Below are 15,068 nucleotides of genomic sequence, written 5' to 3' on the forward strand. Positions count from 1 at the left end.
GATTATCCGATTACCAATTAATTTAATCTTTTTGATAAAACAGACACTCATAGCCATCAGCACTAAGTAACAGGCCATTTGCCCATGTTGGTGTCCTAGCCATCTGTTCACAAATAGCGGAAAGTGACATTCCCATATCCGCATCGATGATAATTTCATCGTGTACATGAGCCACAATGGAACAATTCTTTAATGTCTGCATGGCATGACACAAAATGTCACGACTGATTGCCTGAACAATATTCTCTACAAATTTGGGTCCATAGCTTTCGATTCTTTCCCATTTCTTCGTCCCACCGACACCTTCATAAGTAACCGACTCACCGCCGAACACGTTCTCTCCCATACGGGGTTTCACATAGGCAAGCCGTCTACCAGAAGGAAGGACAATGAAGAGCATTCCACTTTGATATATAAATTTAATGCCGTGTGTCGCTGTGGGAGTTTTTTGCTTAACACAAGTTTTTACTGCACGGTCAACATCCCACCACAATTTTGTGATATTGGGATTGGACTGTCTCCAAGCCGTTACAAGAGGCTGAAGTTCCTCTTCTTCAATTCCCATCTCTAAAGCACCCATTGATTTTAATGCTCCAATAGATCCTCCGTAACCGAGAGCAAGTTCAGCAATTTTCCCTTTTTGACGAAGGTGCCCGTTTACACCATGCTTTTCAACAGGTACATTAAACATCTGAGAGGCACTGGCACAGTAGATGTCACCGCCGTTTTGGAATACATCTAATCTCCATTTTTCACCTGCAAGCCAAGCAATGACGCGAGCCTCAATCGCTGAAAAATCTGCCACAATGAACTTCATACCTTCTCGTGGTATAAAAGCAGTACGGATAAGCTCCGACAGTACCTCTGGGATTGAATCATATAGTAAAGTAAGAGCATCAAAGTTTCCGCTTCGAACTAAAGCACGAGCCTGTTCCAAATCGGACATATGGTTTTGGGGTAGATTTTGCAACTGAATCAGCCTGCCAGAGAATCTGCCGGTTCTGTTGGCTCCGTAAAACTGAAACATTCCTCTTGCACGACCGTCACTACATACCGCATTCTCCATTGCTGTGTATTTTTTCACCGATGATTTTGCAAGTTGTTGCCGAAGTTCCAAAACAGTGCCTAGTGGTTCAGGTGCTGTCTTTAACATCTCAGCAACCGCTTTTTTACCAAGGGTATCTGTTTCTAGCCCGTTATCGGCAAGCCAGTCTTTCATTTGTTGTACAGAGTTCGGATTCTCTAAATTAGTTATATCCTGCATTAAAGCCATCAGCTTTTCACGGGAATGTTCATCCATCACAACAGCCTGTTTTACGAAAGCAATGTCAATGGCAATGCCACGATCATTGATTTCCTGGTCGAGATGATATTCCTCCCAGATATTCTCTGGTACTTGAAACTTGGATAATCTCTGTTGTATAGACATCTCGGATTCCACATCGCGAATGTTATACACTTTAAACCGCTCCCATTTATCCATGTCGTGTTCTGGTAAATTACGAACTCGACCACCATTAGATTTTGTAGGGGAGCAAGGTGTACAGAAATATTTAATAAGGTCTTTACCCTCAGTCAATTTTTGTTTTTCTAAACCTAGAACTGCACCGACTCCCTCCAAAGAAAGAGGTAGTCCCATATATGCTGACCATATCATGGAACATTTCCAGGATGCAGGGTCAAGATAATCTTCAAGGTTAAGCCATTTTGATAGACACACACGCTCAAACATTGCATTGAAAGCCCACTTAGTAACGGAATTATCCATAAGTGCATTTATAATTTCATCTGGTATTTCCTCCCCGCTGACAAGGTCAACAACTTGTACTTCGCCACCGTCCACCGAATAGCCAAATAGTAGAATTTCAAAATCATCACTCTCGGCATAACGGTAAACTCCAGACTTTTGAAGATTGGCACTACTAAATGTTTCAATATCAATAGAAATAGAATTCATGTATTACCCCTCTTTCCAATGCAAACGAGGTGGCAGAAGAACAACCTCCACCACCTCGTCTGTATTTATTCTTTATGCTAGAAAATCATCATCTTCAATAGTTGTGAAGTCATCAGCTGCATTGGTTCTTCCGCCTAAAGGCTCTCCATCGCTTATCTTCTGGATGTTGCCAAGTCCACATGCTACACCCTTATTGCCATTAGAGTTAAAAGCATAGAAATTTAGGGATACTCTTGCATAACAACCACTGTAAACCTCGTTACGATCCAAGATAGGTCTGACTGCTTTATCTACTATTTGGGGTGGAGTCTTGCTGTTGGCATTTACAAAGTAATGTCCTTTGTAAGCCTCGTCATCACGTTCTACGTCCCCATCACGAAGTGGCAGTTTGATAGCAGCCTTATTCGGCTTTTTACCACCAAACTTTGCAAGGCCCTCTTCAATGGCTGCATCTACTGCTGCATTGATAGCATTGATGGTTTCCTTATCTGTTTTGGGAATCAATACGGATACGCTGTACTTTTCCGCTCCGCCATTGATGGATACGGGCTCCCAGCCGTGAAAGTAGCTAAGACGTGTGTTGACGCTTGTAACAACCTTAGTTCTGTTTTGATTATTCATATTCCAATTCCTCCGTTATTTCGTTAAATTCATTTTTTACGTTTGATATATTCATAGCTGGCCGCTTGTCCGAATTTGGAACTAGCGTTGGCTTGCCCGGTGGTTTATGTATGAGACCACCAAGAATTTGCTCAAATTTCTTTTTGCCCATCAGCTTCTGCATTTCTGTAAGGGTTATGAGACTCTGACGGTAGATGTCCTTATATCCATTTGCCTTGGCCGCTTCAGCCACAGCCCCTTCGTCCTTATATTTCCGAACTGATCTGCCCTCGACTACCTTAAAACCATGCCATTCTTTCCCGTGATTAACGGCAGCATCCGTGGCATAAGCAATGATTTCATTTGCCCACTTTGTAAGGTCGGACAATTTAGAGAGAACTTCCTCAATTTCAGAATCCGTAAGTAGGGGTGGCAGTTTAAACTCCATCTGTGCTAATTTCAGCTTTTCTTCTGCTCTTGCACGGCATTTGACAGCCGCTCGACAAAAAGTACACCATTCACCTGGAAGATAGTCACCTTCGCCTTCATAGGCCTTCTTCGCCTTTGGCTTCAGTTCATTTTCTGCCCAGTTTTTTAATTCCTTTACCGGGATTGTCCATGTGCTGACATTTTCCCTGCGGGGTTGGAAGATGGTCATGGAAACCTCCTCGATGTCATACAGGCTATCATAGATTTCCAAAGCTCCAAGGGCATATAATTTCATTTGCGGATTATCTACCGCATCTACCAGCACACCCATGCCATACTTAAAATCGATAATATGAAGCTTTTTATCGCCAATGATGATGCAGTCACCAGTTCCGAACCCCTGCGGTACATAGCAGGAAAAATCAAGACGTTGTTCAATAAGTATTAACGGGTCCGTACAGCTTTGCCTTGCCAGTTCAAGCTGCTCCATTACAAATTCCACATAGGCATCGCTATGTTCTTCCATCTCATCGGTGTTATAAGCCGAGACAGGACGCTTACTCCTCATGTGAAGTGATTTTTTAAGTTTATGTTCACAGAGGGCATGGGCGGCTGTACCTTCAGCGGCCGCATTGGATTCGCTATTTTCAAATTCTAGTTCCAATCTTGCAGATGGAAGGCAATTAAGCCACCTATGGGACCCTGATGCGGAAAGTACTGCGTGATCACTCATTACCTAGTACCTCCGCATCTTTCAACATATCTGCATAATGTTTCGGGTCAACTTCACTTAATTTAGAGCCACCGTATTTTTGGATGATTTCTCTCACTTGGGCAGTAAGACCGGCTTGACTCTTTTCAGCGAGTTTTGCTCTGACTTCCTCCAGAGTGATCTCCTTTTTCTTTGGCGCAGGTTCTTTTACAGGTGTAGTCGGTTCTTTTGTTTCCACAGGTTCATTGCCGGCCATTACATCAGCAACCGCTTGTATACTGTCCGCCAAAGAACGCATATCAGAAACCACATCAAGAAGTAGTTTGATTTTGCTCATGGTTTAATCCTCCCTCCTTAATCTCACTGATGGCGAGTTCCTGAACGGTGTCACCCGGAACAAGGATAGTCAGTTTCTGCTTATCACCAAGTAAGAAACGAAGGAAACGCTCCCTTATGGTGACATTACGACAGGAAACAATCCCGCCAGTCTGTGGAGTTTTTGAAACACTGATTTTCAAGTTGTGTTTCATGTTCTTCACCTCTTTCCGAGAGCGTTTATGTACTGCCCTCTATCTATTAGCCGTGGCAAGAGGGGAAAGTTGAGGATTCAGGAAAAACTTTTTTGAAATTCTTCTTGGCTGTATCTAAACGGTGTGAAATGGCACTTTTACTAACACCCTCACGCTCTGCATACTCTGTTACAGAAACACCATCTAGGAATATAGCAATCAATAACTCTGCTTGTTTTTCCTTGAGGGCCTTGCGGATAATTTCACAGAGGTATTCATACTCTACTTGTTTCTCTCGAGTCACTTCATCGGTGTTATCAGGGAAATAGTCCATATGGTCCGTAGCATCTTCGGATTCATCATCCTTGCGGAATGGTTTCTTTGGCATCCCTCTGTGCCTATCAAATTTATGCCAGTTATTGTACTCAGGTTTGTTGAAACGCTCGTCCATAATCTCTTGTGGAGAACGGCGTGTTACAGTTCCCTTGTCCTCGACAGAAGACAGCCTGTCCTCGTAATCTGCATCAATCATTAAGGTGAAGTCCTCGTCTGGTACCTCTAGATAGATAGGTTTGTTTTCGTGCTGAATTCTAATTTTCATTTTGCATCCTTTCCGCCGGACTGCATTGGCGGCAAAGGATACAAAAATAGGTCTGTGCCTCGAAGTACACAGACCCTTTGTCCTGAAAATGAGCGCAACAAGGAAAGGTACTTCTATTGCAACGTATAACAATCCTTAACGGACTGAAACGTAACAATATGTATCCTTTGCCCTTATTGCAAATCAGGCATTTGATATTTTTTTGTAGACAGGATCGGCTCGTCCTATCGGACTACAAAGAACCTATCCTTTGTCTGATTTCATTTTATGACTTCCAAAAAGTAACTGATAGTCAGCATATTAACTATTACTTTTTTAGAATATTTTTCCAATAGTTATTGTTAAGATTATGAAAATGAGATATTATTAACCTATAATTAGTTTTATAATTACTAATTTTGGAAAATTAAAATAATAGATTACTATTACCATTACTTTTGAGTGTTAAGGGGGTTGCGCTAATGGCTCAAAATACTGAAAATTTTTTTGAAAATAATTTATTTCGATTTGGCAGTTGCTCCTGTGATTGCGTTGAAGATATCATTCATACTGCACCTGGGAAGCCAGAGAAACGAGTTTTAAAGATACAAGCTGTACCAACAGATACCATTCACTTTGCTTTCGCAGCTGGTGATGTAGGATTAGTTCGTCTTGGTACCAAAGGTGCATTAATTGAAAAGAATATACTGGGTAATTTAATCTCTATTAAAAGTGGGGACACTGCTGAATTATTTAGTTTTTTCAAAAGAAATGGTTTCTTTTTTAACGTAAGCAGTACAGAATATGAGGAGATTGACGGGGCATTAATCTTTGAATTAATTAGTAGAATTAGAGCAACCGTAGAGCTTATGAGTGCCCTTACAGCGATCCGTAGAGATTATGACAGGATATTGCACTTAACTTTATATTTGCTTTTATCGGAGCCTATCGCTTTAGACCTTCCTTCACTGAAAACCCCATATACAACTTGTAAGCATCCTTTTTTAGAGAAAATAAAAAACGCCTCTAATCTACCAGTAGTAGACCGAGGTCAAGAAAGTTTTGATAAATATACATATTCGATTTGTGATACCATCTACTCTCCAATTTATGAGTTGGATATTAATGACTACAATGATATTGTTGGTGGTTATATGAAATCCAAAATTGGGTCTGATAATCCTTATTTTAAGAACCTAACACTTTTATACTGTAATGGAATTTATGAAGATCTACGGCTCCGGGAAATCATTGATTTTCTATTTCACTATCAATATGATGTTGGCATTATAAAAGCAATTGACTATGAAAATGGCATAGAATATTTCACAGCACCAGACAGAGACAATTTTGATAAACCTCTCAAAGATGCTTTAATTAAAGTTGCACAAATTGTTTTAGGGGAAGAAGTAAATGCTAATCTTGATGGCATTCACCCTCAATACGATGCTGTTAAAATGTCTCCATCTTGGAACATTGATACTTTGATGGCGGCACTTTACTTTTCAATTTTTTATATGACTCAATCTGAATTATATCGCCGTTGTGCTAATCCAAACTGTGGTGTGTATTTTCTTGTAAGAACCACTTCAACACGGAAAAGATACTGTTCAGATGAATGCCGTAACAGATTCCAGCAACATAAACACCGACAAAAGAAACGTTCCGAGCTAGAACGACTTGAATGAAAAAAGGCCTCTGCTATACAGTTAAACTGCATAACAGAGGCCTTTCTTCAGTTATTCTCTTGTAATTTAGGTGGCGGCACTTCACCTTTAGAAAGAACCGCCTCTATGCAATCTGCTAATTGCACTTTGAATTTTATAGGATTTCCAGTATACACGTACATTAAGTATCTAGTATCTACCACAATTCCTTGAATTCTTTCATAGTTTAATTTATTAGATTTCCAATCTCCAACTGCCTCTCCTATTGTTCCAATAGGTTCCCCTAAGTTAAAGTAGTTATCTGCCATATTGTATGGCATTATGAAAGCATTAAATAGTGAATCATTAGCTATTTTTCGAGTTTGATGTAAATACTCACCATACGTAATCTGCTTATTTATCGAGGATGCATTAGGTAAGTCGTCTGGATTACCAGTTCGCCCATATTTATAGTACTTGGCATCTAATACATAATACTTACCGTTGTATATCATAATACTATCTGGAAGCAACGGACGCTTTTCTTTGTATTTACCATAGTCAAGCAGCCAGCGAGTTCGAGGAAAGTATTTGTCTTTATCCTTCTCTCCAAATACTCTATCTATCAATCTCTCCCAAACGCCTTCAAAGTTATCTGTACCAAAGTAAAATTGCTTTTCAGATGTCTTTTCATCCAAATATTCTAGCATATCCTTCATAGCCTTAAATAATCTCTTATCTTTATCATTGAAGGTGTGCATCAATTTATCATTGATTATGATAATTGATGTTTTTATATCAGGATGTGGACCTGGTGGTGGCGGCATATATGGAACATATAACCAACCCAATTTTTCAAAGCTCTCATAAACGCAATACCTGTTAATCTGGGTTATAAGTTTTGTTTCATTAGGTGTAACCGAACGGACTGTAAATTGTGTATAAATAAGCGAGTTTACACCATCTTTTTGTTGTACAAGCGGAGTCTGATTCCGGAATGTTTTGGGCCAATGAGCACTACCTCTTGCACTTGTTACATAGGTTGGATCTGTTTCAACGTAATACTGCCCGCCTTTTCCTAAGTAATAATTGATTACTTCTAAGTAGGCATGGATGGGAAAGTCCACAGTCTGTGGTGCCTCGAATTTATTCATTGCAAGCACACGGTCTTTTTTTTCTGTGAATTCCGAAAGCACTTGAAAAAGATGCTTTATATCAGTCCTAATTTCTGCATCTGTTTCAGGCAACTGATATCCTAATGGAAAATAGACGATAGCATCATCGGAATCCGCCTTCACTCCTACAAAACGATCTCCATCTTCATTCGTATTTACATGGCAGCGCCTTCTAATATCTAAATCTCTCTCCATATAGAATCACCGCCCTACTAGTTTTGCCTAGTGTTATTCTGATTTGTAAATGCATCACGTACATTTTGTTTAAATATTTCAAAACGTTCAAATTTCTTAGATTGCATAAATTTACGGATAACTGCTTCTAAACTTTGATATTCGTTTGTCTCAAAGATTACCTCACGTGAGAATTTGAATGCATCATCCCACAAGTACTTGATAACCTTTTCTGGGAATCTACGATTTTGTTGCATTGCATCTCTGATTTCAACAAGACGCATTTCTTCTTCAGAAGTAAGAATTCCTTCCTTTTCTTTTTCACAAAGGCTTTCATATTCACCCTCTGTCCTATCTTCAGATGCGGCATTATACTTTAAATCTCTCAAATGCACAAAATACGCACCCAATCTTTTGTCTTCTGCAGAAGTCATCCTTGCGTTGTTTCCAACAATAATATCATTGATAGAAACACAGAAATTTTTCCATGTAACCGTTGTATCTAGAATTTCTGCATTTGCAAAGTTCGAATCCACTCTCTCAAAACTGTTTTCGATCATACGCATTTCCCATCTACGTTGAAAAGCAGTATCCAAAGTAAATACATTTTGATCAGATGTATTCATTGTTCCTATAATAGAGAGGTTTGATGGAATACGAACCTTGCGTCTGGCATCCCCATAAACCTCAAGCGCTATATTTTTATTAGTAATTCCATATTCGCTTGTACCAATAGGAAACTCGTCATCATCATCTTTAATTTCTACTTTTCTATCGAGTAGTTGGAACACTTCTCCAAAAATTGCTGGTGCATTTCCACGGTTAATTTCTTCAATTATAAGAATGTATTCTTTCTGAGGATTAACATATGCATCATGCAAAATAGTAGTGAAGGGACCTGGGGTAAACTTGTAGCTAACTTGTCCATCTTCCGATACATCCGGTAAAATCTGACCAATAAAATCAGAGTAGGTGTAATCAGGGTGGAATACCAATCGTTCCACATTACTGTCCTTCTTGCAATACTCATGTTCGATAGTCCAACTCTTACCAGAACCTGGAACGCCATAAAGCAGTATATTTCTCCCCCCAGCAACCCTAGATGTTTCGTATGTATATTCACTTGAGCCTTCCCGAAGATACATATTCTCTGTTTCACTAACTTCAGGCGTTAAAATATATCTAGTATTTGATAAGCTTAAAGACGCATCGACACGCTTTTGATATGCCCTCAACTTATCTCCTAACCCATCTTTAATAGCAACTCCATTTGCATTGCCATATGTTAAAAATGGATTTAATTTATCCGATAGTGCAGATTTTAATATACGGAGTGAACCCTTTGCTTCTTTTCTATCGTTAATATCAACTGCAGATTCTTCTTCCTCCAGCAATTTCATATATACACTGTTCATATTAAAGATGATATCTTGATCCCCATCAGTTAGTTTGTACACCGCTTCCTCAGATATATAAACAAGCAAATGCAACAAAGCTTCTTCAAATGTAGATTCAATAGGGATATTTAACCCTATCCATGATAAGAGAACTTTTGAATACTGTTCATCGTCTGAGGATAGCACTGTATCAAGAATATCCATATTTTTTGTGAACAGGAGCGTTTTAGGATATCTTTTACCGCCAGTTCTCTCAGATGATGCTGGCATATTGTTGTCAAACTTAATTTTTGCAACACGCCAAATTAATTCAAATGCTACAATCAATGATTCTAGCTGTGATTTGAACAACTGGTTATTATTCACACGTTCAAGAAACTGTTCATCGGAAATTCCAATAGACGAATAAATAGGGTGATACTTTTCAATCAATCTAGTTTTTAACTCATCTGAAACTTCTATTGAATTACCTGCTTCTTTCGAGTATGCAAGTTCATCTGGATTGTTTGATGCTCTCCAAAACATCATTAATAATCCCAAGGTTGCCTTTACACTTGGTAAAGAAGATTTAATTCCTAGTTTTAAATCCACTTCTGGATATTTAACCATATTGTCTGGTCTTAACATTTTTTATCCTCCTGTTATATCATTCATAACAACCGTTGCAATAGCTTTAGCAAGCAATGGCGGAACAGCATTTCCAACTTGCTTCATCTGTGAACCTTTTGTACCTATAAAATGAAACGTATCAGGAAACGACTGAATCCTTGCAGCCTCTCGCACGGTTATTGCTCGATGTAAAAATGGATGAGTGAACTTACCAGAAGAAGGAGTATCAAATCTAGTTGTAATAGTTACAGATATCTCATCTTTGACCATCCTAGTCCAGGTTCCACTATAGATTGATTTAGTTAAATGTTCTTTAGGTAATACCTCTTTCCCTCTATTTGGAGGTATCATCTTTAATCTCTCAATTGCCAGCTCTGAATGTTTTGTCGCTTTATGATTATATAGATTATCGCTACCTTCGCGCATCATACGTTGATATTCACTTTGAGGAGGGTACCTATATGAATCACATTCTACACCTTCACCTGAACTTAAATATGCTAGATCACTAATTGCATCCCATATTGTAACCTTATAATCAAGTGGTCTTGGCATTGCAATTGCAGATTCTCCTTGTTTACCAATAATCACAGCTCTTCTTCTATTTTGAGGAACACCATAGTCGGCGGCATTGAGTGTGTCTGTTGACAATGTATATCCTAAACCCTCAAATAAATCTATAATTTCTTCCTTAAAGTAACCATTCTCCGCAGTTAAAAGATTCGGTACATTTTCCATTACAAAATATCGTGGACGTACAAAATCAACAACAGCTACAAAGTACTTAAATAAAAAGTTCCGTTCATCGTTGATGGTTTTTCTTTGTCCTTTCTGGGAAAACCCCTGACAGGGAGGGCCTCCAATAATAACATCTACCTTTCTACGATACTCATGAAATATTTTTTCAATGGGTAAATTTGTAATATCCTCAACAATCATTTTTGTATTTGGATGATTTAATTTATATGCTTTAGCTATAGATTCGTCATATTCATTTGCGAGCACAATATTAAAACCGGCCATTTCAAACCCAAGCGAAAGACCACCAACGCCCGCAAACAAATCAATCACTGTTGGCTTCATTCTTTCACCTCTTGAATACGGCGTGTAGCGATTTGAAAATAATCCTCACTTATTTCTACACCTATGAAATTCCTATTATTTAATTTTGCAGCCACACCGGCACTACCGCTACCCATAAAGGGATCAAGAACCGTCTCTCCTTCATTGGTCAGCACTTTAACAAAGAACTCCATCAATTGTACAGGTTTTTGTGTTGGATGTTTACCAAACTTGCGCTCACCGTTTGCTGCAACGCCTGTTTCAATAAAGTCATGTAGCACCTTTCCATCATTATTAAATGTGCCTGTTTTCTTCTTGTAAGTAAAATAAACCCACGCTTCCGTCGAATTAACAAAATGTAGATTCATGTTACGTGGCATAGGATTTAATTTATGCCAAATACCAGTAGTCTTATAATATAGTCCATGTCGTTCTGCTATTTTAATAATACTCTCTACCTTAATAATAGCCATGAATACAATCATAGCTCCACCCTTTTTAAGCACTCGAACGGATTCTTCGAAAAAGTTATCCATTGATTTTTCCCAATCCTCAAAACTTAAATCGTCCCAACCAGCATCACCAAAAAAGTTATCACGCATCTTTTTTAGGTTTGTATCTCTACCTTTCATAAAATTACCTAAGTTATATGGTGGATCAGTTAATATAAGGTCTATAGAACCATTAGCGAGACGCTTCATAGAACGTATACAGTCTTCATTATATAATATAGAATCAGCCATAACTCATTTCCTCTGCTTTAAATTTTGTTGTTGTACTTATGACCGATTGTCGAGCTCAACCTCAACAATCTCACTCAACTGGCAATTTAACTCATTACAAATACGCACCAGTACATCAAGAGAGACGTATTCATTTTTACGCATCTTGGAAAATGTACTAGGGGCAATGCCAGTGGCAAGATGCAAATCCGATACACATAACTCTTCATCTATCAGTCTCTTCCAGAGTTTTTTATAGTTAACTCCCATTTTGCACCCCTCGTTTACATGGTAAAGTCATACGATTATTAATTATATCACACTACTTTCGACTTTTCAATAGTTATTTTGATTTCTCGAATATTTATATGTAAAAGTCAAAATACAGACTTTACCCTCTAAGCCTGTTTTTTATACATCTATCCTATCTCCTCAACCCCAATAAAAAATCTAACCTGTCAACTCAACCCTACACACATTTTTTTACAGTTGACCTATTTCCTCATAAACAAAAACAAGGATTTCCAAGGTTAAAAGGCACTGCCAGACATTTGACAGAAAATCTTTCAACCTTGGAAACCCTTTATTTATCAGTATTTTGAACACTCCTATTTTTCCACCCTTGACATCAATACTACGCACTCAACATGATTCGTCTGCGGAAACATATCTACTGGTTGAACTTCTTTCGTTTCATATCCACCATCTTCTAAAATTCGCAAGTCACGAGCTAATGTAGATGGGTTACAAGAAACATACACAATTCGCTTAGGCTCCATCTCTATCATAGCTTCGAGAAACTCTGATTCGCATCCTTTTCTCGGTGGATCAACAACAATGACATCGGGATTAAGTCCTTCATTTTTCCACTCTGGCATGACCTTTTCCGCTTCTCCTACTATAAATTCAACATTCGTTATACCATTCAACTTAGCATTATTTTTTGCATCATTAATGGCTTCTTGAACGACTTCCACCCCATAAACTTTCTTTGCCTTTTGGGCTAAGAATAAAGAAATCGTTCCAATTCCACAATAGGCATCAATGACCACATCATTTTTATCAATATTGGCCACTTCTAATGCTTTTTCATATAATACCTTTGTTTGATATGGATTCACTTGATAAAAGGACCTTGCTGAAATGGCGAATTTAATATCACCAATGGTGTCATAAATGTATTCCTCTCCCCATATCACTTTCGTCTTTCTACCTAAAATAACATTGGTTCGCCTATCATTAATGTTATGAACGATTGATTTCACATGTGGAAAAGTTTCCGTTAGTTGACGGATGAATTCTTCTTGATGTGGTAGTTTTTTAGTTCGAGTAACTAAAACAATCATTGTTTCATTCGTTTCTCTGCCTGTACGAACCATAATATGTCGTAGGACGCCTCGGTCTGATTTTTCATCATAGGCTTCGATTCCTAATTGATTCGCTATTCTACGTACAGCATGGACCGAACGATCATTTACTTCATCTTGAATAACACATGTTTCCATATCATCGATTATATCGTGACTGCGCATCCGGTAGAATCCAGTTATCAACTCACCATCACGATCCCCAACAGGAATCTGTACTTTATTTCTATAACGCCATGGATCCTTCATACCGATTGTCGGGTGAACGGGTACATGTTCAAGGTGAGCAATTTTCTTCATAACATTTTTTACTTGATTCCGTTTCATTTCAAGTTGCAAATCATAGCTCATATGCTGAAGTTGGCATCCACCACATTGATAAAATACATTACATGGTGGTTCCACTCTATCTTTGCTTTTCTTTGTAACCTCTAATAATTTTCCGTAACCAAAATTTTTATTTACCTTCACTACTTTAACTGTTGCTTCTTCACCTGGTAATCCATAGGGTACAAAAAGCGGATACCCTTCCACTTTCCCAACGCCGTTTCCTTCGTGGGTGAGGTCTTCAAATGTTAAAGTAATTGTTTCATTTTTTTTAACTGGAGCTGTTTGTTTCGCCATTATGCTAATCTTCCTTTTTTCGAACATATAATGGTTCTATCTTATCATATTCTGAACGGGAAAGGCATTTCTCATACTTTCATGTTTTCTGTCTTCGTTTAAGTGTGAAACCCAGTATTTCATACAAAAATCAATAGGCTATTTGTTTGTAAGAAGCTCATCAGTAACTTCAATCGGTATTCATCTACCTGTAAGTGACCGTGTGGCGATTTCTTTGCTGTACTCGGTCGTTCATCTAACCTATGAGTGACCTTTTGACTTTTATTTTCCTGCATTCGGGCACTCATCCAACCTATGACGATAACTTTTCTATATTTGGTCGTTCATCTCTTTGATGCGTTTTAAAAGACTTTCTTACTTAAACAAAAAGAAGGCTGTTTATTCTTCAGCCTTCTCTTCCTCTTTAATAAATTCTTTCGGTACCATAAATTCGATATGTTGTTTTAAGTTAATAAATTCTCCCGGCAAAAGACCGCCATACTCACCGTCTATGTTCAGTTGCATTTTTTCTTGTGGTGTAACAGTAATTCGTTTTGCTTGTTTATAGATGACATTGGGATCATCTAAATGTGCACCACGTATAGCTAGTGTAGCGATACGTAAAAATTCGGCTAAATTCACCTTTTTTAATATAATTAAATCAAAATATCCATCACTTAAATCAGCGCTTGGTGCTAACTTTTCGAAGCCACCTACAGAGTTGGAATTAGATACTAAAAATATCATAATATCTTCATCAATTACGTTTCCATCATATTCTATTTTTACTCTCGCAGGCTTCAGGGAAGGAAGCATCTCGATTCCTTTCACATAATAAGCCAACTGCCCAATAACTGTTTTTAATTTCGCCGGAACATCGTAAGTTAATTCGGTTAATTTACCTCCACCGGCTATGTTTATAAAATAATGTTCATTTACTCTGCCGATGTCTAAAAGTTGTGAGTGCCCTTCGACAATAATATCTACCGCTTTTTTAATATCCCGTGGAATATGCAATGCTCGTGCAAAGTCGTTTGTAGTCCCCGTTGGAATAATGCCCAGCTTTGGACGATGATTTTGTTCAGCTACCCCATGAATAACTTCATTGATGGTTCCATCTCCACCTGCAGCTATAACTAAATCAAAACTCCTCGAAAGTGCATATTTTGCTGCCTCTTCAGCATCTCCTTCTTCGCCAGTAGTTGCATGAGCAGATGTTTCATAACCAGCTAATTCCAATCTTTGCAATACGTAAGGTAATTCCTTTTTAAATATTTCACGACCTGATGTCGGATTATAAATGATTCTAGCCCTTTTCATTTTACTTCCTCCCTCCTGCAACATTTGCTTCTTGTTAATTTATAAAGAAGACTTCCACAGTGGGGATTTTCCTTCATCCCCCATTGATGGTTAGTCGCATTTATCGGACCTTTATGGGCAGTTAATCTTCCACCTATCTTCTTTGTTTTGTGGTGGGGGTCTTACTGCCCATTTAGGTCGGATAAATTGTTTACTTTGTACAGTAA

14 protein-coding genes are annotated in these 15,068 nt (G+C 38.3%); 1 reads left to right on the top strand and 13 read right to left on the bottom strand.

Going from position 1 to position 15,068, the window contains the following annotated elements; genetic code table 11:
* Positions 1-22: 22 nt before the first annotated feature.
* The 6 genes from ACFQ18_RS06200 to ACFQ18_RS06225 form a co-directional block, all read right to left on the bottom strand.
* Positions 23-1,957 carry a DNA polymerase gene (locus ACFQ18_RS06200; RefSeq protein WP_204797892.1) on the bottom strand — a complete coding sequence of 645 codons (1,935 nt, stop codon included), beginning with the start codon at positions 1,955-1,957 and terminating at the stop codon, positions 23-25.
* 72 nt (positions 1,958-2,029) lie between these two features.
* Positions 2,030-2,578: a DUF2815 family protein gene (locus tag ACFQ18_RS06205; protein ID WP_204797893.1), complete on the bottom strand. Its 549-nt coding sequence runs from the start codon at positions 2,576-2,578 to the stop codon at positions 2,030-2,032.
* A complete protein-coding gene (locus ACFQ18_RS06210; RefSeq protein WP_204797894.1) occupies positions 2,571-3,719 on the bottom strand; it encodes a DUF2800 domain-containing protein in 1,149 nt (382 codons plus the stop codon). Before ACFQ18_RS06210 ends, ACFQ18_RS06205 begins: the two co-directional genes overlap by 8 nt.
* Entirely contained in the window at positions 3,712-4,035 is a 324-nt protein-coding gene (locus ACFQ18_RS06215) for an rRNA biogenesis protein rrp5 (protein ID WP_204797895.1), read from the bottom strand. The genes ACFQ18_RS06210 and ACFQ18_RS06215 overlap by 8 nt, the downstream gene beginning before the upstream one ends.
* Positions 4,010-4,228, bottom strand: a complete 219-nt coding sequence (locus tag ACFQ18_RS06220) for a hypothetical protein (RefSeq protein WP_012103008.1) — start codon at positions 4,226-4,228, stop codon at positions 4,010-4,012. Before ACFQ18_RS06220 ends, ACFQ18_RS06215 begins: the two co-directional genes overlap by 26 nt.
* 46 nt (positions 4,229-4,274) lie before the next feature.
* Entirely contained in the window at positions 4,275-4,808 is a 534-nt protein-coding gene (locus ACFQ18_RS06225; protein WP_379565977.1) for an ECF-type sigma factor, read from the bottom strand.
* 461 nt (positions 4,809-5,269) lie between these two features.
* Here ACFQ18_RS06225 and ACFQ18_RS06230 point away from each other — a divergent pair, with 461 nt between their 5' ends.
* Positions 5,270-6,475, top strand: coding sequence for a CGNR zinc finger domain-containing protein (locus tag ACFQ18_RS06230; RefSeq protein ID WP_204797897.1), 1,206 nt, complete (start codon positions 5,270-5,272; stop codon positions 6,473-6,475).
* 47 nt (positions 6,476-6,522) lie between these two features.
* Here the strand turns inward: ACFQ18_RS06230 and ACFQ18_RS06235 are convergent, their stop codons facing one another.
* The 7 genes from ACFQ18_RS06235 to ACFQ18_RS06265 all read right to left on the bottom strand — a co-directional run bounded on the left by ACFQ18_RS06235 (position 6,523) and on the right by ACFQ18_RS06265 (position 14,862).
* Entirely contained in the window at positions 6,523-7,803 is a 1,281-nt protein-coding gene (locus ACFQ18_RS06235; RefSeq protein WP_204797898.1) for an LlaJI family restriction endonuclease, read from the bottom strand.
* A 17-nt stretch (positions 7,804-7,820) separates the two neighbouring features.
* Positions 7,821-9,806, bottom strand: coding sequence for an McrB family protein (locus ACFQ18_RS06240; RefSeq protein ID WP_204797899.1), 1,986 nt, complete (start codon positions 9,804-9,806; stop codon positions 7,821-7,823).
* A gap of 3 nt (positions 9,807-9,809) precedes the next feature.
* Complete coding sequence (locus ACFQ18_RS06245) at positions 9,810-10,871, bottom strand: DNA cytosine methyltransferase (RefSeq protein ID WP_204797900.1); 1,062 nt, start codon at positions 10,869-10,871, stop codon at positions 9,810-9,812.
* Positions 10,868-11,593 (bottom strand): DNA-methyltransferase, encoded by a 726-nt coding sequence (locus tag ACFQ18_RS06250; RefSeq protein WP_204797901.1) that lies wholly within the window; start codon positions 11,591-11,593, stop codon positions 10,868-10,870. The genes ACFQ18_RS06245 and ACFQ18_RS06250 overlap by 4 nt, the downstream gene beginning before the upstream one ends.
* Positions 11,594-11,629: 36 nt before the next feature.
* The gene (locus ACFQ18_RS06255) at positions 11,630-11,842 is read right to left on the bottom strand and encodes a helix-turn-helix domain-containing protein (RefSeq protein WP_046058007.1); all 213 of its coding nucleotides are present in this window, start codon (positions 11,840-11,842) and stop codon (positions 11,630-11,632) included.
* 338 nt (positions 11,843-12,180) lie between these two features.
* The gene (gene rlmD / locus ACFQ18_RS06260) at positions 12,181-13,563 is read right to left on the bottom strand and encodes a 23S rRNA (uracil(1939)-C(5))-methyltransferase RlmD (RefSeq protein WP_204797902.1); all 1,383 of its coding nucleotides are present in this window, start codon (positions 13,561-13,563) and stop codon (positions 12,181-12,183) included.
* Between the two features lie 378 nt (positions 13,564-13,941).
* Positions 13,942-14,862, bottom strand: a complete 921-nt coding sequence (locus ACFQ18_RS06265; RefSeq protein ID WP_047185471.1) for a diacylglycerol kinase — start codon at positions 14,860-14,862, stop codon at positions 13,942-13,944.
* Between the last annotated feature and the right edge of the window lie 206 nt (positions 14,863-15,068).

The organism is Oceanobacillus caeni, from assembly GCF_042678465.1.
In the GTDB taxonomy this organism is placed as follows: domain Bacteria; phylum Bacillota; class Bacilli; order Bacillales; family Amphibacillaceae; genus Oceanobacillus; species Oceanobacillus caeni.